Origin of the sequence: Dolichospermum sp. FACHB-1250 (assembly GCF_014696335.1) — a bacterium.
Taxonomy (GTDB): Bacteria; Cyanobacteriota; Cyanobacteriia; order Cyanobacteriales; family Nostocaceae; genus Dolichospermum; species Dolichospermum planctonicum.
On record NZ_JACJPZ010000016.1, the window covers coordinates 57078 to 80205 of the forward strand.

Consider the following 23128-nt stretch of genomic DNA (forward strand, 5'->3'; position numbering starts at 1 on the left):
AATGGCTAAAAAAAGTAAAAAGACAGACGAATTTAAACAATTATCACTGTTAGAAATAGTAGATAACGCTAATTCTGAAACCTCAGACGATAATTGGTTATCAGGTGATTTTGGTTTTGATGGTGATGGAGATAGAACAATTGAAACCAAAGGACAATTACTCACACTTAAACTATTAAAAGAAGCCATACAATCGCAAAATTTTAATGATCAAGTAATGACAGATTTTGCCGAATATGTATTACCCAATCTGCTCAAAATCACTATTGGTGTCACTGCCAAAGGTGGTAAATTCTTTGATGAAATTGACGAAAAACGAGCAGCAGAAGGTAAAACAAAAGTTAGACGAGATAACGCGGCTGATCAATCTTTAAATACCCACTTGCTTAATGGTTTATTTCCAGCTAATTTAATTGAACAAAGGTTAGAAAAACTGGATACCACAATTAAACGAGTAGTTAAAGATAAAGAACGACGTTTAGTAATTGCTGGTTTCATTTTACATGACTTTGAAAAATTCCCAGATGCACCAGAAGAATGTCGCAAATTACCTTTAGATGAACATAGAAAAATTATTGATGAGAAAGTTAAACAATTAGGAATTGATAAATTTATCAATCCAGATAATTCTCAAGAGTATCAAGAATATATTGATGATTTATTGTGCATGGCCTATAATGCCCAAAGTCGTTGGGATACCAACTGGAATTTTTCAGAATTTGGGTTAAATCCTGTTCTTAAAGATCGCACTATTCGCGCTTTATGTAATTTAACTCGTTTAGCTGATTTACTTTCTTCAATTATCAAACATCCTCAAGATGCAGAAAATAGGGCATTAAATGAAATTATTCACAGTCTTAGTGATGGTAAATTAAAATTTACATATCATCACATTGCCGAAAATAGAGGTGTTTTAACCAACGTTGTTAATAATGCTGTAATTGAAGCTCATACTAACTTAAATACCGCAGAAAATAGATATTATGAACCTTTGTTGTATCTACCAACCGGGGTAATTTATCTAGGGTTGCGTGATGCTCCTCCTATCTCTCCAGAAACTTTACCAAATCTGGTAGTTAATAAGATTAAATCCCTTTGTGCAGGTCAACTAAAACTTAGACAAACGGGATTTGGTAGAGATGGAAAAGGAATGAAATATGCTGAATATTACAATCTATTTTTTGATTCTCCCGGTTTAATGCAAGTTGCGTTAGATGCTAGTTTACGCATTTTAAATACTGGTAAAACATCTGTTGGTAAAAGTCGCAGTGAAAATTTAGTTAAGTTTCAAAAACAAAATGTTTTATCCATTGATTATGATTTTAATTTTGATGATGATATTCGCATTGATCAAATTGCCGAATTTGGAGATCTAATTACTCGTAAAATTTGGCAAGAAACCGTTGAAAAAATCGAAACTGCGAGAAAAAAAGATAAGAAATTACCAGAAGTTCCAGATTTTGATTTAACTCATAAAGTTGCTGAACTTTGGAATTTAACAGAATATTTACCGCAAGTTAGAGAAATTCAACGTATCAATGAAAGTTTGAAAGAACAAAAATTAAAAGGTAATACAGGAGGTGTACCTTATGAATGGTATTATCTAGCGGCTAAATATCTGGAAAAACATCCAGGTATTGAAGATGTCCGCGAAAATTGTCAACAGGTAATTTATTACTTGACAGATTTAATTTACCCAATTCTGGCACAATATCAATTACCTGACGGTTGGGATGATTTAAGGTTGTGGGTATCAAGAGTGATCATGTTACCTAATACTAATCAATCCACATCTGTCACCACTGAAATTGATAATTTTATCAACGAACTGAGTAATTATAATGCTGCCAAAAAACCAGGCAAGGGTAAACAATTAATTTGCTCAATTTCTCATTCAGCTTATACTGTCACTGAACAGATGGAATCAGCAGTTTTATTTACACCTCAAGTTTATACAAATAAACAAATGTTAGGCGGTTCTAACGCTAAACGCAATATTTCTAGTATTGCAGGTGTGGAAATGATGCTCAGACAAATATTAATGAATCAAACTCAAGCTGTGGGTAAAAGATTTGAAGATGGTAAATATCGCTATCTCTATTTTTATCCAACTTATTACTTTACCCCAGAAACTAATAAGTTTTTACGAAAAGCTTACATGAATATTGCTCAAACTCGCTTTGATACTAGCATCCGTAATCATTTCATCAGTAAAGATTTACAGGTTGATTTGGGTAAAGAAAATTATCAAAGTGTGGATAGTTTCTTAATTGATGAAAATTTAGATAGTGAAAAAGACCGCACATTTAAACTTTCCTATCCTGAAGATCAACCTTTAACATTTTACTTCATGGCCTTACCACCAGGAAGAGACAGCACTGATACAGAATCTTGGGTAATGCCGAGTTGGTTAGCCTTCGCTTTTCCCATGATTTTAGATGTGAAAACTGTGGTTTCTGAGTCTCCTATTCCCCCATTTAATGATGGTGCAGAATTTGAAGAAACCATTTTTCTTGATAGTGCGCCTCATGCTTTCCGTACTTTAGTAAAAAGAGATAGATTTCGCCTTGATTACATTTTAGAAGGTTGGGAAGAGTACGGTATTCAATATCCGGCACCCTTAAATGTTTTAACTGCTGCTTATGCCATTCATTTAGATGTCAATGCAAAGCAAGGTAAAACTGGCTATGATGCTAATTGGGGGAAATTTACGGAATTAGCAAAGGATTTTGAAACCAGTCCGCTTCATGTCTTTGCTTATCTTAATAAATGGGTGCGTAATCAAAAACTTGAGACAGCAAGAATTGATAAAATCAAACTTTACACCTATCATTTTTACCCTTGTTTTGACCCTTATGCAAAATTTAATTCTACTCAGGAGAAATTAATTGTGGAAGCAAGATCAACTTTGAATCATCCTCAAAATTTAACGGAACTTTATCGCCGTTTTTATCGAGCCAATAAAAGGTTTAATGCTAAAGCTAATGCTGTTTTAAAACCCATTGATATCGCTGCGGATACTATTCTTAAAGCAGATTCTAGTGTGTTTGATGGGGAAACTTTAACTTTAGCAGTAGCAGCAGAGATTGTTAAATTAATGGATCGAGTACATTCTTCCACAGCGGAAGGACGTTGGATAATGAGTAAACGGGAGGAAGAAAGACAAGCTGTTTTAGAGTTTGCTAAGTATTTTGTAGAGGATGTTTTTGAGGGGTCTTTTAAGAGCGATCGCGCCCGGTTAGCAGGTCGTCAATTAAACCTCATTCGAGATACCTGTGAATTTCTTTATCGTTTAGCAGATGATAAAGAATATAAGGCACGTCCCCAAAATGAACCTGATGAAATTACTGAGATTGAAACTGAGGAAAATTAGATAATGACTATTCTGGATTCTACTCAGTCTTATACTTTTAGCAAATATTTTGAGATGCACATTTCACCTCAAGATTTTGCTCAAGAATTTGGCTATACATTTACTCGAAAACGTTTGAATTTACCCCAATATCAAGAAAATCTAGACCGATTACAAGAATTGCAAGAAAGACTTGATGAAATTCTTCCATACTTTGATTTAGCCAATGAGACAAGTCGCAGAGAAGTATTAATTTCTCCAATAATTTTAGACTTAGTTCACTATACTAAATCACAGGTGAGAATTGAATATCAAATTAAAGTCAGCGAACAACTACAAGGTTACTTTGATTATCTGATTAAAAATCGCAATAACCTCTTAGTAATCGAAGCTAAAAAAGAGGATTTAGATTATGGTATGACACAGCTTTTTGCAGAATTAATTGCCCTAGATAAATGGCAAGAAAATCAACAACAAACTCACCTTATTGGTTCAGTTACCACTGGCAAAATATGGGAATTTGCACAACTAGATCGCATTAATAAACATCTTACTCAAGGACTTGATAGTTATCGTGTTCCTGATGACGTAGACCCCTTAATGCGGATTCTCGTTCAAGCTCTCATTTAACATTTAATTGACTCTCATCGCCATTAAACATTTATTTCCAGGAGAAAATTATGTCACTCTTAAAAACCGTTGACGCTAAATTATTTCAAACAGAAATTCCCTACAAACCAATGGGAAAATATGTCCACTTTTTAACTATTCGTGTTACTGAATCTTACCCTTTATTCCAAACAGATAGCGAACTAAATAAAGCACGAGTAAGAGCAGGAGTTAAAGACAAAAACACCATTAGCCGTCTTTCCATGTTCAAACGTAAACAGTCTACACCAGAAAGATTAGTAGGTCGGGAATTATTGCGGAAATACAAATTTATGACAGCAGAAGAATGTGAATATAACGTATCTTTTGCAATGGATAACCCTGATTGTATAATTTACGGTTTTGCTATTGGTGATTCTGGTTCAGAAAAATCCAAAGTTGTGGTAGATACCGCATTTTCAATTACTGCTTTTGATGAATCTCATGAAACCTTTACTCTCAATGCTCCTTTTGAAAATGGGACAATGGCTTCTAAAGGAGAAAGTGGTTCTAAAGCTGGTGAAGTTACTAGCAGAATTAATCAACAAGACCACATTAGACCACAGGTATTTTTCCCCAGCATTGTCACATTAAAAGACCCCACAGAAGCTAGTTTCCTGTATGTTTTTAATAACATCCTCCGAACTCGTCACTATGGCGCACAAACAACCCGTACAGGTCGTGTTAGAAATGAATTAGTCGGTGTGATTTTTGCTGATGGAGAAATTACCAGTAACCTGCGTTGGACTCAAGCCATATATGACCAAATGAAAGCAAATAATACTCTCAAATCTCCAGATCCTTTAGATGAAGATGATGTAATTACATCTGCTAAAAGTGCAATTGAGAGTTTAATGAATGATGAATTTATTGTGCATACAGACTTTATTGGTGATGCTTTTATTCCGCTAATTAATGAAGTTAAATCTCTCACAAATAACGAAGCAGGAATTAAATCAATTTTGCAAAAAGCTGATACTGAAGCTAAAGAATATGCCAGCAAACATATTAGCAAAAAGAAAACAGCCGCTAAAACTAAGTAGTTGAATATTCAGATTCTCGACTTCTCAAAGAAGTCGGGAATCTATACCCCATCATCACCACTATGACCATTATCTATCGCTGCAAATTAGAACTACATGACAGCCTCTATTTTGCCACCCGTGAAATTGGCAGACTTTACGAAACAGAAGCCATAGTTCATAATTATGCTCTCTGTTATGCACTCGGTTTAGTTGATAGTCAAATCTACTCAACAACCGTTGCAGAAGAAGATTCTTATCGCTATTTTTGTCCCGAACAAGTGCCAAAATATGCAGCACATTTAACTCCTTTAAATGAGCAAGGAATTTATATAACTCCGGCTCGTTCTTTGCATCATTCATCTGTTCTAAATACATGGAAATATGCAAATAATAACTACCATGTAGAAATGGAAAAAACCCAAAAGAATATTCCCAGTTTTGGTAGAGCAAAGGAAATTGCCCCAGAAAGTCAATTTGAGTTCTTTCTAATTGCTCAAAAAGACATCAAATTACCTAAATGGATTCGTTTAGGTAAATGGATGAGTAAAGCAGAAATTACCGTTGAGAAATTACCACCACCAAAAACTAAAACTGATTTATTTACTTGTACTCATCCTTTAAATCCTTTAGATGTCATGTTTACTAATCGAGTAATTAGCTATGATGTGGTAAATATGCCGCCAGTAAGTCTGATTCAAAATGTGCAAATGCAAGGAGAATATTACGATTTTGATGATGTCAAAAATGTAAAAATTCCCAAACAAATGCAATATAGATTTAAGGCTTAAATTCTCATCATTTTCACACTTACAAATCCTGTGGGGTGGGCATCTTGCCCGCCCTTAACTTAAAATTTTCAACCATCAAAAATATGCCCCATAGTCTCATCCTCAACATCATCCCCCAATCTCCAATTTACCCCAATTTCCTCACCGGGAGACATTACCACGCCTTATTTCTTAACCTAGTCAGTTCTGTTGATAGAAAATTAGGAGACTACTTACACGAATCCAACGCCGATAAAGCCTTTACTCTCTCACCATTGCAGGTACAAAACAAACATAAAACCCAATCTTATACTTTGCAATATGCCCATCAAAACCCTATTCCTGCTGGTAGTTCTTGTTGGTGGCGTATTTCTTTATTAAATGACAATTTATTTAGTCAACTCACCCCTTTATGGTTAAATATCAACCCGGAAAAACCTTGGCACTTAGGTTCAGCCAACCTATATATTACTAGCATTCAGGGTACACCCCAATCTAATCAACCTTGGGCTAATGCTTGTACTTATTACCATTTATATCAACAAGCAAGTGAAATAGAACGCAATCTTAATTTCATCTTTTCTACACCTGTAGCTTTTCGTCAAGGTGAATTTGATAATGTTTTACCAACACGGGAATCTGTATTCAATAGTCTACTAAATCGGTGGCATAAATATAGCGGTATTGAATTAACCAATATTTCTTTTGAATCAATTTATGCTAGTGCTTTTAATATCAATACTCAGGTTATTAGCAACTATGACAACAAATTTATTGGTTGTTTGGGTGAAATTAGTTATCGCATTCTTGGCAATGTAGAAACAACAGCAATTAAACAAATTAACGCCTTAGCTGATTTTGCTTTATATGCAGGTGTTGGCAGAAAAACAACTATGGGTATGGGCATGGTGAGGAGAAGGTGAGAGGTGACAGGGGAGAGGTGACAGGTGACAGGTGCTACGCCACGGGGAGAGGTGACAGGTGACAGTTAAGAAGTAAAAAGTCAAAAGTCAAAAGATAAGACGAGTTATTTATGAAGATTGAATCACATCGAGATTTAATTGTGTGGCAAAAATCAATGGATATGGTAGTGAATATCTATCAATTAGCTGCTGGATTTCCAAATACAGAAATTTATCGTCTTACTTCACAAATTACCCGTGCGGCTGCATCTGTTCCAGCCAATATTGCCGAAGGTCATGGACGAGGAATAACTAAAAACGATTTTGGACATTTTTTATCTATAGCTAAGGGTTCATTAATGGGAACAGAAACTTTTTTAATGCTTGCAGTTAGGTTAACTTATCTAACTTCAGAACAGGCAAATCCTACATTATCCCTGATTATAGAAATTAGTAAAATGCTCACTTCTCTTCGTTTGAAAATCTTAAATACACCATAACTAACTTTCTTCCCACTATCAACTTTTACCACTTTTAATTAACTATGACTAAACAAAATCAAACTAACTCTCTTCCTACTGTAACCTGTAACCTGTCACCTGTCACCTATTACCAGTCACCTGTCACCTCTGATGAGGATTACGTTAATATTGCCTCTTTAAATCAATATTCCTATTGTCCTCACCGTTGCTGGTTGATTCATTGTGCTGGTGAATTTGTTGATAATCAATATACCATTGAAGGTACAAGTTTACATGAACGAGTTCACACAGTTGGAGGACAAAATCGTGAGGAAACTTGGCAGATACGCGCTATTTATCTGAAATCAGAGCAATATCAACTTATCGGTAAATCTGATTTAATTGAATTTGAAAATGGCGAATTTTACCCTATTGAATATAAACGCGGACGTAAAGGAGAATGGGATAATGATGAATTGCAAGTTTGCGCTCAGGCTTTGTGTTTGGAGGAAATGACAGGCAAAAATATCAATACTGGCTATATCTATTATGCTCAAACTCATCAACGCAAATTAGTAGAAATTACCCCAGAATTACGAAGTATTACTATTGCGACTATTGAAGCTATCCAAACCTTACTGTTTACAGGTGCTATGCCAAAAGCTGTCAAAACAAAACGCTGTGATGCTTGTAGTCTTTATTCTCGATGTTTGCCACAAGTTGCTGATAAAGTGGGGCGTTATCAAGAAGCAGATTGAGAAATTTATACTTGATGCAAAAACCTTTCTAAAACTCCTTTTACTGTCAACTGTCAACTGTCAACTGTCACCTATTTTGAGGATTTAATCATGGGTACTCTTTACATCACACAAGATGATGCTTTTATTGGTAAGGTTGATGAACGGATTCATGTGAAATTTGAAAAGAAAATTCTTCAAGATATTCCTTTTATTCATCTGGAAGGTGTAGTTATTTTAGGACGAGCAACTATTTCACCAGCGGTTATTTTTGAGTTAATGGAACGCCATATTCCTCTATCTTTTATCAGTAATATTGGTCATTATTTGGGACGGTTACAGCCAGAAATGACTGGCAATATTTTCATTCGCCAAGCACAATGGCAAGCAGCAGGAGAAACACCTAAATCTATTCATGCTGTTCAAGGTTTTGTGAGGGGGAAATTAAAAAATTATCGCCAAACTTTAATGCGGTATCAGCGTGAATTTAGTGATATTGATCTATCTAAAAGTATTCCTCGCATTGAACAGGTCATTACTGCAATTAGTTCAACTGAAAATATCAGTTCTTTGCGTGGTTTAGAAGGTTCTGGTAGTGCTGCTTATTTTGGTTGTTTTGATCGTCTGATTCGTAATTCTCAATTTTCTTTTACTAAGCGTGTCCGTCGTCCACCTACAGATCCAGTAAATTCATTGTTAAGTTTTGGTTATTCTTTATTGCGTCATGATGTGCAAAGTGCTGTGAATATTGTCGGTTTTGATCCATATTTAGGATACCTACATTTTGATCGCTATAATCGCCCTTCTTTAGCTTTAGATTTAATGGAAGAATTTCGTCCTTTGGTGGTAGATGCGGTGGTTTTATCTGTTTTGAATAAGCAATTATTAACCCCAGCAGATTTTGTAACTGAACCATTAAGTGGCGCTGTTTCTCTCACTCCAGAAGGACGCAAAACTTTTTTGACTTTGTACGAAAAGAAAAAAATATCAGAGTTTAAACACCCGGTAATGGGACGTAAATGTACTTATCGAGAAGCTTTTGAATTGCAAGCAAGATTACTGGCTAAGTATTTAATGGACACAACTGATAAATATACCCCTTTGGTACTCAAATGAAACTTCTCTACATCAACAAGGTATAACTTAACACAGAATTTATGAATGTTGTTATTTCTTACGATATTTCTGAGGATAAACGACGTACTAAAATCCATAGTATTCTCAAGTCCTATGGACAATGGGTGCAGTATAGTATTTTTGAATGTGAGTTAACTGATACTCAATATGCTAAATTGCGATCGCGTCTTAATAAACTCATTAAACCTGAAACCGACAGCATTCGCTTTTACTTCCTTTGTGCTTGCTGTTTTGGTAAAATAGAGAGAATTGGTGGTGAAGAACCCCGTGATCAGACAATTTTCTTTGCTTAATAATGCGCGGATGGGTGGGTGTAAAAAATTCAGATCAGAAAAAAATGCCTGCAATCATTTCTACACAAGCTTTTCATCGAGTTCATGGAGTTCACCCATCCGCGCACCTTGCACAGCAAGAGTTTCAGCTATTTTACCCCTTGACACTTTTTTTGAAATAGATTATCATAAGAACATCCGCGCAACTGAACCTTGAAAACTACATATATATAGGCTTTCAGCATTCCGCTATTGCAATTTCACTTAATCCTTATTAGGGATTGAAACATAGTCAGTAGGATCATTTGATTCAGACGATTCAGATTGCAATTTCACTTAATCCTTATTAGGGATTGAAACCATAATGCCCCTTGTGTAACACAATAACATAATCATTGCAATTTCACTTAATCCTTATTAGGGATTGAAACAGCAAATACCAACCAGCAAGTATAGACCTGCTTAATTGCAATTTCACTTAATCCTTATTAGGGATTGAAACTTATGATGTTGATGCAATGACATCAGGCTTTGAAATTGCAATTTAACTTAATCCCTATTAGGGATTGAAACAAGCCCTGAATTAGCTGATGCGTCCATCCCTAGCGAGATTGCAATTTAACTTAATCCCTATTAGGGATTGAAACTTGAAGAATTTGAAGAATTGAAAACTAACGATTTTGAAGATTGCAATTTAACTTAATCCCTATTAGGGATTGAAACAAAACTGGCTTAACCAAGATATTCAATTATCAGGTATTGCAATTTAACTTAATCCCTATTAGGGATTGAAACGATTTTGAGGGCAACACAGCCTACCGCGTTAACCGGGACATTGCAATTTAACTTAATCCCTATTAGGGATTGAAACTTCTCTTTTTTAACCATTGTTTTAAACTCGGATATTATTGCAATTTAACTTAATCCCTATTAGGGATTGAAACGATATTAGTTGTTGGATTAGCGGGTAAGCTAATAGATTGCAATTTAACTTAATCCCTATTAGGGATTGAAACACATTGGGGTATTTCCACCCCAATCGGAAGCGGATTGCAATTTAACTTAATCCCTATTAGGGATTGAAACCTATCCTGTAATGATATATTAAATATATAAACAAATTGCAATTTAACTTAATCCCTATTAGGGATTGAAACATACAGGGTCACTGATGTTGTACCAGACTCAGAAAAATTGCAATTTAACTTAATCCCTATTAGGGATTGAAACTAATTGCTGACTTTGATACGAAATTAGATAATGCTATTGCAATTTAACTTAATCCCTATTAGGGATTGAAACGCATTAATCTAACTAATCCCTCTAATCCTGCATTAATTGCAATTTAACTTAATCCCTATTAGGGATTGAAACAATAGGCCGGGTGGCTATTGCGAGAATGCCATCATTGCAATTTAACTTAATCCCTATTAGGGATTGAAACATCGAAGCAAATGGAAAAAACTCTACCATCGACAATTGCAATTTAACTTAATCCCTATTAGGGATTGAAACTTTGATAAACGCATCTACCCACATAAAGGTCACGCCCGCCGCATTGCAATTTAACTTAATCCCTATTAGGGATTGAAACCTTCTTTTTTCTTCTTAGGGAATATTCCTATTTCTTCTAATTGCAATTTAACTTAATCCCTATTAGGGATTGAAACTTTAAATTTATAGCCACTTCAACAACAAACCTATTAATATTGCAATTTAACTTAATCCCTATTAGGGATTGAAACGACACTTACCAGATAACTTGATATCATGTAAACATATTGCAATTTAACTTAATCCCTATTAGGGATTGAAACAACTGATGTTTACATGATGTTTACTTATGATAATAGATTATTGCAATTTAACTTAATCCCTATTAGGGATTGAAACAACTCTAGTAGTTGCGTATCTTTATCATGCAACTTATTGCAATTTAACTTAATCCCTATTAGGGATTGAAACAACGCAAGCGGCTAAATGTGAATCTTTATCACGCCAAAGATTGCAATTTAACTTAATCCCTATTAGGGATTGAAACTGCAATTTCCTTGGTTGGCTTTCCCGCCCCTCCCATAATTTATTGCAATTTAACTTAATCCCTATTAGGGATTGAAACGCAGACAATACCATCAGAGGCTACGCTAAAAATATTGCAATTTAACTTAATCCCTATTAGGGATTGAAACACTGTATCTAGTATCAGGTATCACTTATCAAGTATCTATTGCAATTTAACTTAATCCCTATTAGGGATTGAAACTTGATTGAGTTTGGAGATAGTTGCAATGAGTCTAATTGCAATTTAACTTAATCCCTATTAGGGATTGAAACTTTAGCGTTTTGGTCTAGAGTACGACTTTTAAAATTGCAATTTAACTTAATCCCTATTAGGGATTGAAACTATAAATTGATCATCAAATCCTAATGCCATAGCTAATTGCAATTTAACTTAATCCCTATTAGGGATTGAAACTTGTTAGTTGATTTTATATATTATCTCTATTAATCATTGCAATTTAACTTAATCCCTATTAGGGATTGAAACGTCGTCTGCTCTAAACGATTGATTTTAAGGCTTCCAATTATGATTGCAATTTAACTTAATCCCTATTAGGGATTGAAACCCGATTTGTCAATTTTTGGGGTAAAAACGTCAACTTATTGCAATTTAACTTAATCCCTATTAGGGATTGAAACATTTATTTTGCGTTTAATGTCAACACAAAATAATACAAATTGCAATTTAACTTAATCCCTATTAGGGATTGAAACGCCAATAGTATTTTTATATTGGTGTGGTGTTCCTGATTGCAATTTAACTTAATCCCTATTAGGGATTGAAACATGGAAGAGATTAAATCATTCAATCAGAAATTAAAATTGCAATTTAACTTAATCCCTATTAGGGATTGAAACTAGGGGATTTATCTGCTATCCAGAAGATTGGGGAATATTGCAATTTAACTTAATCCCTATTAGGGATTGAAACCCCTCATTACAGTTTCCCCCACCCCAGTGTAAAATTGCAATTTAACTTAATCCCTATTAGGGATTGAAACAATTAACTACACTTTGTGCTGTGATTTTTCTATCATCAGATTGCAATTTAACTTAATCCCTATTAGGGATTGAAACTCATATTCTCATTTCTCATTCTATGTCTGTTATTGCAATTTAACTTAATCCCTATTAGGGATTGAAACGGCTTGTTTTTTCCCTCTCTCACTCTTTTATAATAATTGCAATTTAACTTAATCCCTATTAGGGATTGAAACAGATTAACGTGAAATTCCGATAACTTAATATCCGATTGCAATTTAACTTAATCCCTATTAGGGATTGAAACTTTTTGAAAGCCTTACTGTACAAGCTTTTCAAATTGCAATTTAACTTAATCCCTATTAGGGATTGAAACTCATAAGTTTTCTTTTTTGCCCTTCGTTAGCGATTGCAATTTAACTTAATCCCTATTAGGGATTGAAACGCGGGTTAGGGTAGGGTTACGCTAGGCTTTTAAGATTGCAATTTAACTTAATCCCTATTAGGGATTGAAACTATTCTAGGCGCATCTTCTTCTAAGAACTTGAGATCCTTATTGCAATTTAACTTAATCCCTATTAGGGATTGAAACCCGGTACGAATAAAGCCTTCAGTAATATGTGTTGGTCAAATTGCAATTTAACTTAATTCCTATTAGGGATTGAAACTCTTTATAAGCTATCAGCACGGCTTAAAATCTAATTGCAATTTAACTTAATCCCTATTAGGGATTGAAACAGAGGATATGAAACTTATCGGATATATCAGAGTAAGATTGCAATTTAACTTAATCCCTATTAGGGATTGAAACATCTATCAATTCTTCTAGGAAGTGATCGCGCCAATTGCAATTTAACTTAATCCCTATTAGGGATTGAAACAATAGAGACTCCCGTACCGATTGAGGGTGAAGCTATTATTGCAATTTAACTTAATCCCTATTAGGGATTGAAACCCAATACTAGGAGCTAAAATACAAGATGATTGACCAAAGATTGCAATTTAACTTAATCCCTATTAGGGATTGAAACTGAAGATGATCGGACCGGAATAGGGGCGCTGGGAAAATTGCAATTTAACTTAATCCCTATTAGGGATTGAAACAATCCCGGCGTAAGTGCCGGGGTTGATCTTAGAAAATTGCAATTTAACTTAATCCCTATTAGGGATTGAAACATGGTGGGGACGCATCAACGCCTATACATGATGCTTATTGCAATTTAACTTAATCCCTATTAGGGATTGAAACATGGGGGGCGGGAAAAGCCAACCACGGTAAACCCACCCCATTGCAATTTAACTTAATCCCTATTAGGGATTGAAACCATTATAAAAGAGTGGAGGAAAAAAAAAAGAGTGGGAAATTGCAATTTAACTTAATCCCTATTAGGGATTGAAACCAGATGCTTTGCTTTTTTTGTGGGGGTATTGTATGAAAATATTGCAATTTAACTTAATCCCTATTAGGGATTGAAACAAAAGCTGACATCAAACTCGCTGAGTTTCACCAGAATTGCAATTTAACTTAATCCCTATTAGGGATTGAAACCGCCTAAATTTGAATAAAGGATAAGTAATTGCATCTAATTGCAATTTAACTTAATCCCTATTAGGGATTGAAACGTAATCCAGAAAATAGCTGCGGACTTAGCCAGAAGAGATTGCAATTTAACTTAATCCCTATTAGGGATTGAAACCTTTTTTCCTTTCATAGCTACGCATAGCAAAGGCATTAATTGCAATTTAACTTAATCCCTATTAGGGATTGAAACCCGTATGAGAATAATGAAGATGTAAAATTTGAATTATTGCAATTTAACTTAATCCCTATTAGGGATTGAAACATCATTAATGTGGTAGATTACTAGCCCCGCTTCAGCACCATTGCAATTTAACTTAATCCCTATTAGGGATTGAAACAGTGCTGACCAACGCCTTAATATTTAAAGCAAAATTGCAATTTAACTTAATCCCTATTAGGGATTGAAACTCCTGGGGTGTGGTGATGTTTTCCTGGGGTTGTGGTTATTGCAATTTAACTTAATCCCTATTAGGGATTGAAACTTAGCTTTTTGATCGACCGTGAGCGCCGTAATCAATTGCAATTTAACTTAATCCCTATTAGGGATTGAAACATATTGAATATATCAATCAAAGAACGGTCATTGATATTGCAATTTAACTTAATCCCTATTAGGGATTGAAACGTTTTTCTGGTAACATTTCCAGATGAAAACAAGCTAATTGCAATTTAACTTAATCCCTATTAGGGATTGAAACTCTGATATGCCTAATTGTCTTGATTTCACCACACATATTGCAATTTAACTTAATCCCTATTAGGGATTGAAACTCAATCAAAAACTCTAAATAGTTAAATTGATTATCTGATTGCAATTTAACTTAATCCCTATTAGGGATTGAAACTATTTTAAGAGTAAAGGATAACATCTGATTATTATTGCAATTTAACTTAATCCCTATTAGGGATTGAAACTACTAAGCGTTGTTTTGAATTTGTACAGGGTAAAAATTGCAATTTAACTTAATCCCTATTAGGGATTGAAACACAAAGATGGTAAGCAATGGGGGGCGCGTATAGCTTCATTGCAATTTAACTTAATCCCTATTAGGGATTGAAACAATAAAATGTCAATTTTGTCAATTTCTGATGAATTGCAATTTAACTTAATCCCTATTAGGGATTCAAACCAAGTTACCCGCACCGTCGAGTTTTTGCATTATGGATTGCAATTTAACTTAATCCCTATTAGGGATTGAAACCAAAGCGATCGCTCAAATTATGTATCATTAGAAATTGCAATTTAACTTAATCCCTATTAGGGATTGAAACATAATATTTTTACACAGTGAAATTAATTGCTTATTGCAATTTAACTTAATCCCTATTAGGGATTGAAACTTTGACTTTCAATTGTAGATTTTATAATCACGCTTATTGCAATTTAACTTAATCCCTATTAGGGATTGAAACATCTATTTTAATTTTGGCATAACAGGCTTTATCGATTGCAATTTAACTTAATCCCTATTAGGGATTGAAACATTAATCGCTATTTTTGCATCTTTGCAATCATCGGATTGCAATTTAACTTAATCCCTATTAGGGATTGAAACTGCGTATCATCATTAAAGACGGTAGTGTTTCCTAATTGCAATTTAACTTAATCCCTATTAGGGATTGAAACTTTAAAAACTCAGGCCGCCCTCGCGGCCTAAAAAAATTGCAATTTAACTTAATCCCTATTAGGGATTGAAACATTATAAAAGAGTGAGAGAGGAAAACAAAGCGGAATTGCAATTTAACTTAATCCCTATTAGGGATTGAAACTATGGAGTACGTCGCAAATAAATGCGGATATACATATTGCAATTTAACTTAATCCCTATTAGGGATTGAAACAATAAGCAAGCAAGCAAGTAACATCACACTTGTAATTGCAATTTAACTTAATCCCTATTAGGGATTGAAACTAAATACACCCGATTTCAAGGAAAAACTCACTAAAGATTGCAATTTAACTTAATCCCTATTAGGGATTGAAACTCTACAGGCACTTCCTTCACCACTTCTATAACCTATTGCAATTTAACTTAATCCCTATTAGGGATTGAAACGACCGGATACAGCGATCAAGCCTACTGCTAATTCATTGCAATTTAACTTAATCCCTATTAGGGATTGAAACCTGAGGTGAGTGACGGGTTAAACTCAGTTTTGCTCTCATCAGATTGCAATTTAACTTAATCCCTATTAGGGATTGAAACTAACCAGAACTCAAGGCTACACTCTGCTATATCTATTGCAATTTAACTTAATCCCTATTAGGGATTGAAACGATTTTTTCCCAGCTAAATACCAAATAAAGGATGATTGCAATTTAACTTAATCCCTATTAGGGATTGAAACAGCAAATAGCTACCAAGTGCAAAAGCTACGAAGGATTGCAATTTAACTTAATCCCTATTAGGGATTGAAACCAAATACCACCATTGAGACTAGCATCCAAAGATTATTGCAATTTAACTTAATCCCTATTAGGGATTGAAACAACTAATCAGTTACATGACAAGGATATGCAACTACTAGAATTGCAATTTAACTTAATCCTTATTAGGGATTGAAACTTTTTAAACTCGATAATACCGTACCTACTGATAAATTGCAATTTAACTTAATCCTTATTAGGGATTGAAACAATTTTTGCTATTGGGAACAGCATCTTTAACTCAAATTGCAATTTAACTTAATCCTTATTAGGGATTGAAACCGATGGTAACGGGTTCGGTGGTAACGGGTTCGGTAGTATTGCAATTTAACTTAATCCTTATTAGGGATTGAAACATCATATAGGTATCGCCAGAGATATCAATCAGAGATTGCAATTTAACTTAATCCTTATTAGGGATTGAAACGCCGTGGTTGTATTTTATTCTTCTTTTAGAAGTTCTGATTGCAATTTAACTTAATCCTTATTAGGGATTGAAACAATAGTAAACAAAAAAATGACAAGACAAATATTCTGATTGCAATTTAACTTAATCCTTATTAGGGATTGAAACCCCACACGCTACCACCGCACGATAAGGCCTAGTAAATTGCAATTTAACTTAATCCTTATTAGGGATTGAAACCTCCAAGAAAACTTAAAAAACTATCTTGAGAATATGAATTGCAATTTAACTTAATCCTTATTAGGGATTGAAACCATATCGCAGATATGGACTGAAATACGGCACAGAAAATTGCAATTTAACTTAATCCTTATTAGGGATTGAAACGTCGGAAGGTCACAACATTGATGCGGCGGTGTCGCAAATTGCAATTTAACTTAATCCTTATTAGGGATTGAAACATTATAAAAGAGTGAGAGAGGGAAAACAAAGCGGACCATTGCAATTTAACTTAATCCTTATTAGGGATTGAAACTATTTCCAAGGTCCAACTTCCAATTCTCTGATGATATATTGCAATTTAACTTAATCCTTATTAGGGATTGAAACTTGATATGTGCATTAAATAATTTTTTACTATCACTAAAATTGCAATTTCACTTAATCCTTATTAGGGATTGAAACTCTATTCCCACTTTAAAACCGGGGATCATCTCAAATTGCAATTTCACTTAATCCTTATTAGGGATTGAAACACTCATTTTTTGCCTCCTTATAAGAAGATAGATTGCAATTTCACTTAATCCTTATTAGGGATTGAAACCTATTTTGATATAATTGTATCAAAACCTACTTATTATTGCAATTTCACTTAATCCTTATTAGGGATTGAAACCCATCTAGCTTGTCTTTGAAAACAGGAGGACCATAGATATTATTGCAATTTAACTTAATCCCTATTAGGGATTGAAACTATCAATCTTTTATTTTGTTTTTAATCATGTCTGCATTAATTGCAATTTAACTTAATCCCTATTAGGGATTGAAACAACATTTGGGGTATAAGACTTGCTTATACAAACATTGCAATTTAACTTAATCCTTATTAGGGATTGAAACAACGAACGTAGGGGTTAACGGCCGTTAACCCCTACACAATTGCAATTTCACTTGTGATATAGTGAATCTATAATCGTAAGATTGCAATTTAACTTAATCCTTATTAGGGATTGAAACATTGGAACTATTGCAACGCCAAAAAATCATTCAATGTTGCAATTTAACTTACTCCTTATTAGGGATCGAAACATTGGAAATATTACTGGAAAGTCTATCCAATGATTGCAATTTAACTTAATCCCTATTAGGGATCGAAACATTATTAAACTGTAACCTGTCACCTGTTCCCTGTCACCTGTTCTCTGTCACCTAATTGCAATTTCACCTACTCCCTAAGATATTGGATTTTGTTCCTCCACCCAAATTACATAATTTATTTCGTGGGTAATTTTGGATGTTCTTGGGAGTATTTACTGACTAGGTTGGATACTTCCGGGTTATACAGTCGCAGGTAATTCCAGTAATTACCGAATACTTGACGGACATAATTTTTGGTTTCATCAAAGGGAATTTCTTCTACAAATTCATCAGGATCTTTTTTGGGTATGGTTTGCAACCATTTAGCTACATTACCCGGACCTGCATTATAACTAGCGATCGCTAACATGGAATTATTGCTATACTGTCGATGAGTATAATCTAAGTACCAAGTCCCCAACATAATATTATCATTGGCATTTTCCAAATTGATTTTTTTGATATCTGCATTCATTTGTGGGGCTATCCACGCTGCTGTACTGGGCATAACTTGCATTAAACCTGTTGCACCCACGGGAGATTTAATTTTTGCCTGAAACCGAGACTCTTGGCGCATCAAAGCTGTTACTAACAGTGGATTAAGTTGACGGGAAATTGACCATTTTTCAATTTCCTGAAAATAGGGAAAGGGATAACGGGCTTGCCAGTAGATGCTTTTTTGACTTAAAGCTTGATATTCGGCTTTTTCGGCGGGTTTTTCCCGATCTTCTAATTTGGCAATTTTCTCAATCCCAATCAGGTACTCACCCTTTGTTAATTTCATCAACCCTTCTGTAAATTCTTCAGCGACACTAGGCTGATTTTTACTCTGAAATTCCGTTTCCCATTGCAACCAAGCATCACGGTCTTGTCCTAATAAATACAATTCCTTAAAGGTTTCAGAACCCGCTGGTGGCACAGGACGTTGAAATGGTATAATTGTCGGGTTCATCAAGCGCAGGCTGTCAAAATTACCCACATTTAAACCCAAAATACTCGCCGAACGCCAGGCATAATAAGAGTAAGGAAACTCACTAATCACAGACTTATAAGCTGTGACAGCTTCCTCTTGCTTACCTAATATCGTTGCCCATTTACCTACCCAAAATCCGGCTCTGGGTGCTAAAATACTACTCTTGTTATTAATGGTAATTGGTTGCGCCCATTCCCATGCCCCTAAATAGTCATTGTTTTTTGCCTTGGTTTGGGCTGTTTTCCACCGAAATTCTGCTGCTTCATCACTGGTACTATATTTACCTATTAATAATTTATATATGCCATCAGCCGATTGATTATTTTTTAGGGTTGTCAATAATGTGGCTTTTTTGACTAATGCCTGCGGAGCTATTTCAGGAAAATTACTAATAATTTCGTCAAGATAGGTAATAGATTCTTGACCTTTGCTAATGTCTGATAATCTTAATAGAGCTATACCTGTTTCTGTCGCGGTGGGAAATTTTTGCAGCAGTTGTTTATAAACGCTAATGGCTTGATCTTGCTGTTTATTTAATTGTAATCCCCTAGCGATGCGGTAGAGGCTGGTGGCTGTTTTCGGTGCTTGAATATAAGCATCTTTAGCTTTCGTGAATTGATTATTATCCCAGTAAACTGAACCAATTAGTTCCCAGTCTGTGGATTTGAGTTGGGTTTGTTTGACTAATTGATCTAATACACCCACAATTCCCGGCTCGTCAGCGGCGTATTTAGCTAAGATTAATTGTAAGTTCGGCTGATTTGAGTTATCTTTTAAGCTTTTGCGGATAATTTCCCAGGTGAGAGGATGGGAGGGAAATTGTGCGATCGCTTGATTATATAATTTTGGTTGGGCGATCGCATATATGGCTTTGACTACGGCCGCTTCCTTGCTATATTCCTTTACTACCTTTTGGCGCAAATCTGAAGCTTTCCTATCTTCACCTAAAATATCATGAGCTTGGGCTTGTTTAAGTAAAATATAAGGAGCTAAAACAGGATAGTCTTTTTCCAATCCTACCAATAAACTCAGGGCTTTTTTCCCTTGGGAGGTTTCCACGTAATCACAGGCCAATAGATAACGGGCCCGTTCCCGATCTGGTGAACTACCTTTTTCAGCAATTTCCTGGAGTTTTGTTAATCTCTCTGGTACAGATTCAGACAACAGAGAAAATACAACCGACTTGACTTTATTAGCCTCAGATAACCCTTCTGGCTTACTCTGACTCAAGTTCAACCATTGACTTAGGGTTTTGCCAGCTTGGGGGGCTGACACCATTGCCCCAGCTAAAAAGGCACATAGTCCAGCACCAGCAAGCAGATAAATTTGTCTTTTTTGTAGTTTCTTTAACATTGATACTCGCTGTTTGCCTAGTGTCTCCAAAAGTTGCCAATTAATCTCTTTGCAACTCTAACATTAAGGTAACACCCATGACCAACTTTTACTGCTATGATGGCGGACTTTCCGCTAGTTTCGACAAATTCTTTGGTCTCCACGGGAAATAGGGCATATTCATAGATCATGGGTGACTTTTTAAACATCTTTTAATTCCCCGCCCCACACCGGACAAATGGCAATAAATCCTGTAAAATCACCTCATGATAATGTTCTTGGGGGTAATGTCCCACATTATTAAGTTTGATAATTTCACCATTGGCTACAGATTTCACCAAGTTTTCCGCTATATCTACAGATAACCAAGGATCTATCATTCCCCATTGTACTAAAATCGGTTTTTGCCATCCTTTCAACCCATCTTCTATTTCTATCATCGCTTTTTCTAATTGTAAATTGCGAATTGTCGCTAGGAGACTTCTCCCAGACGCAGAACTTTTCAAAAATGGTTTTCTATAAACATCTAAATCTTGATCTTCAATGCGGTAACAACTACCACTTTCTAAGGTTCTATCCACTAATAAGGGGTCTTGGGTGATTATATCCCCAGCTAGAGGTAAACCCATTTGTTTGATTTTCCAAGGGATTTTCACGGACGTAGAAATCGGTGTATTTAAAATGACTATATTAGCAATTTTCTCAGCATGACGTAAGGCGTATTGTAACCCAACTGAACCTAAAAATCCTTGGACAACTAAGGAAAATCTTTCTAATTTTAAAGCTTCAACAAATCCTGCTAGTGCTTTGATAAATTCATCTGGAGTATAAGCAAAATCTTCCTTCTCTGGTTTACCTGAAAATCCGCAACCAATCCAGTCAGGAGCGATCGCTCTAGTTCCTTGTGCTGCTAAACTGGGAATAATATTCCTCCAACTATAACTTTGAGAAACTAACCCATGTAACAATAACACGGGAATTAAGTCCGTTCTACCCATCGGTTCAGCTTCCCGATAAAACCATTCTAAAGAATCTACTGTAATTTTATGTTCTTGAATTGACACTTTATTTTATTTTCCTATGTGGGAATTCAACAGTACCGCACAGATAGTACAGAACTTTCCTATCATCTTACTAGGTAATAGGCAACCAAATTCCACAAGACAAAAAATAATTTTCAATTTTTTTCGCATTTTATCAGTTAAGAGTATTGACTTGCGGCTGGGAATTTGCTATAGTCAATCCTGATAAGGAAGAACTATCTCGCCATAAAATCACCGAAAATACCATCTTCACAAATTCTTATCCCTATTAATAATAAAACTCCTGTGGGGTGGGCATCCTGCCCGCCTATCTCTACTTTACTCAAATCATATATACTGTAATTTCAAATAATTTTCAATTTTTTTCGCATTTTATGAGTTAAGAGTATTGACTTGCGGCTGGGAATTTGCTATAGTCAATCCTGATAAGGAAGAACTATCTCGCCATAAAATCACCGAAAATACCATCTTCACAAATTCTTATCCCTATTAATAATAAAACTCCTGTGGGGTGGGCATCCTGCCCGCCTATCTCTACTTTACTCAAACACTGAATCTTGATCCAGCATAACCCACCGACTATTATTCCCTAAATTTATGGTGGGTTAAGACCGTAGTCCATAACCCAACCTACTAGCAATTAACTAAACAGGAAAGTACCACCAAACAGGTTATCCCCAAAATTGGTGCTATTAAATCCAGATGTATCGGATAAGGTAACTAATAACTGACCAGTAGCAAAACCAGCATTACCAGCAATACCATCCCCAACTAGCATGAATGTAGAAGTACCTGATGTAATGACATCAAAATTGGCAATACCTGAGAAATTCAGTTGATCACCACCGACACCGCGCACAAATTGGTAAACTGTATCTGTACCATCACCAAGAACGTAATTAACGTTATCTACAGCATTATCGTTTAAACCTAAATACAATCTATCCGTACCCACACCACCAATCATGGTATCAGCACCCGCACCACCATTAAGGATATCATTTCCTAAATCACCTGTGAGAACGTTATCGGCTGCGTTACCTGTAATGCTGTTATTCAGTGCATTACCAGTACCGTTAATAGCGGTTGTTCCCTGTAACGTTAGGTTTTCTAGGTTATCCCCCAATGTGTAATCAATAATGCTGAAAACCCTATCTGTACCTTCATTCAGGTTTTCTGTGATGATATCTGCTGTACTATCTACATTGTAAGAATCATTACCCAGACCACCAATCATGGTATCAGCACCCGCACCACCATTAAGGATATCATTTCCTAAATCACCTGTGAGAACGTTAGCTGCTGCGTTACCTGTAATGCTGTTATTCAGTGCATTACCAGTACCGTTAATAGCGGTTGTTCCCTGTAACGTTAGGTTTTCTAGGTTATCCCCCAATGTGTAATCAATAATGCTAGAAACCCTATCTGTACCTTCATTCAGGTTTTCTGTGATGGTATCTGCTGTACTATCTACATTGTAAGAATCATTACCCAGACCACCAATCATGGTATCAGCACCCGCACCACCATTAAGGGTATCATTTCCTAAATTACCTGTGAGAAGGTTATCGGCTGCGTTACCTGTAATGTTGTTATTCAGTTCATTACCAGTACCGTTAATAGCAGTTGTTCCTTGCAAGGTCAGCTTTTCTACGTTGTCGGTTA

The 23128-nt window shown here is 35.3% G+C and carries 12 protein-coding genes and 1 CRISPR repeat array; of the genes, 9 read left to right on the top strand and 3 right to left on the bottom strand.

From position 1 onward, the window contains the following. Position 1: 1 nt before the first annotated feature. The 9 genes from cas10d to cas2 all read left to right on the top strand — a co-directional run bounded on the left by cas10d (position 2) and on the right by cas2 (position 9322). Complete coding sequence (gene cas10d, locus H6F39_RS07810; RefSeq protein WP_190396498.1) at positions 2-3373, top strand: type I-D CRISPR-associated protein Cas10d/Csc3; 3372 nt, start codon at positions 2-4, stop codon at positions 3371-3373. 3 nt (positions 3374-3376) lie between these two features. Further along, complete coding sequence (locus H6F39_RS07815) at positions 3377-3982, top strand: type I restriction enzyme HsdR N-terminal domain-containing protein (RefSeq protein WP_137908168.1); 606 nt, start codon at positions 3377-3379, stop codon at positions 3980-3982. Between the two features lie 50 nt (positions 3983-4032). After that, a complete protein-coding gene (gene cas7d / locus H6F39_RS07820; protein WP_137908167.1) occupies positions 4033-5043 on the top strand; it encodes a type I-D CRISPR-associated protein Cas7/Csc2 in 1011 nt (336 codons plus the stop codon). Positions 5044-5105: 62 nt separating this feature from the next. Further along, positions 5106-5813 carry a type I-D CRISPR-associated protein Cas5/Csc1 gene (gene cas5d / locus H6F39_RS07825; protein WP_190371743.1) on the top strand — a complete coding sequence of 236 codons (708 nt, stop codon included), beginning with the start codon at positions 5106-5108 and terminating at the stop codon, positions 5811-5813. A gap of 83 nt (positions 5814-5896) precedes the next feature. Then, on the top strand, positions 5897-6715 hold the full coding sequence (gene cas6, locus H6F39_RS07830; protein ID WP_190371742.1) for a CRISPR-associated endoribonuclease Cas6: 819 nt from the start codon (positions 5897-5899) through the stop codon (positions 6713-6715). A 110-nt stretch (positions 6716-6825) separates the two neighbouring features. Beyond that, on the top strand, positions 6826-7194 hold the full coding sequence (locus tag H6F39_RS07835) for a four helix bundle protein (RefSeq protein ID WP_190371741.1): 369 nt from the start codon (positions 6826-6828) through the stop codon (positions 7192-7194). A 44-nt stretch (positions 7195-7238) separates the two neighbouring features. Then, the gene (cas4, locus tag H6F39_RS07840; RefSeq protein WP_137908163.1) at positions 7239-7913 is read left to right on the top strand and encodes a CRISPR-associated protein Cas4; all 675 of its coding nucleotides are present in this window, start codon (positions 7239-7241) and stop codon (positions 7911-7913) included. Between the two features lie 90 nt (positions 7914-8003). After that, the gene (gene cas1d, locus H6F39_RS07845) at positions 8004-9008 is read left to right on the top strand and encodes a type I-D CRISPR-associated endonuclease Cas1d (protein WP_190371740.1); all 1005 of its coding nucleotides are present in this window, start codon (positions 8004-8006) and stop codon (positions 9006-9008) included. Between the two features lie 41 nt (positions 9009-9049). Continuing rightward, positions 9050-9322 carry a CRISPR-associated endonuclease Cas2 gene (cas2, locus tag H6F39_RS07850; protein WP_137908161.1) on the top strand — a complete coding sequence of 91 codons (273 nt, stop codon included), beginning with the start codon at positions 9050-9052 and terminating at the stop codon, positions 9320-9322. Positions 9323-9552: 230 nt separating this feature from the next. Further along, positions 9553-17878: a CRISPR direct-repeat array (repeat unit 37 nt; unit sequence ATTGCAATTTAACTTAATCCCTATTAGGGATTGAAAC). Positions 17879-18251: 373 nt separating this feature from the next. Here cas2 and H6F39_RS07855 read toward each other — a convergent pair. The 3 genes from H6F39_RS07855 to H6F39_RS07865 form a co-directional block, all read right to left on the bottom strand. After that, entirely contained in the window at positions 18252-20441 is a 2190-nt protein-coding gene (locus H6F39_RS07855; protein ID WP_190396499.1) for a transglycosylase SLT domain-containing protein, read from the bottom strand. A 191-nt stretch (positions 20442-20632) separates the two neighbouring features. Further along, complete coding sequence (locus H6F39_RS07860) at positions 20633-21484, bottom strand: alpha/beta fold hydrolase (RefSeq protein WP_137908159.1); 852 nt, start codon at positions 21482-21484, stop codon at positions 20633-20635. Between the two features lie 619 nt (positions 21485-22103). Next, positions 22104-23128, bottom strand: a 1025-nt coding sequence (locus H6F39_RS07865; RefSeq protein ID WP_190396500.1) for a calcium-binding protein, incomplete at its 5' end; no start/stop codon positions are given.

Coding starts and splice junctions, on each gene's coding strand:
- cas7d (WP_137908167.1), top strand. CDS start 4,033: ATGTCACTCTTAAAAACCGTTGACGCTAAATTATTTCAAACAGAAATT.
- cas1d (WP_190371740.1), top strand. CDS start 8,004: ATGGGTACTCTTTACATCACACAAGATGATGCTTTTATTGGTAAGGTT.
- H6F39_RS07835 (WP_190371741.1), top strand. CDS start 6,826: ATGAAGATTGAATCACATCGAGATTTAATTGTGTGGCAAAAATCAATG.
- cas4 (WP_137908163.1), top strand. CDS start 7,239: ATGACTAAACAAAATCAAACTAACTCTCTTCCTACTGTAACCTGTAAC.
- H6F39_RS07855 (WP_190396499.1), bottom strand. CDS start 20,441: ATGTTAAAGAAACTACAAAAAAGACAAATTTATCTGCTTGCTGGTGCT.
- cas2 (WP_137908161.1), top strand. CDS start 9,050: ATGAATGTTGTTATTTCTTACGATATTTCTGAGGATAAACGACGTACT.
- cas6 (WP_190371742.1), top strand. CDS start 5,897: ATGCCCCATAGTCTCATCCTCAACATCATCCCCCAATCTCCAATTTAC.
- cas10d (WP_190396498.1), top strand. CDS start 2: ATGGCTAAAAAAAGTAAAAAGACAGACGAATTTAAACAATTATCACTG.
- cas5d (WP_190371743.1), top strand. CDS start 5,106: ATGACCATTATCTATCGCTGCAAATTAGAACTACATGACAGCCTCTAT.
- H6F39_RS07815 (WP_137908168.1), top strand. CDS start 3,377: ATGACTATTCTGGATTCTACTCAGTCTTATACTTTTAGCAAATATTTT.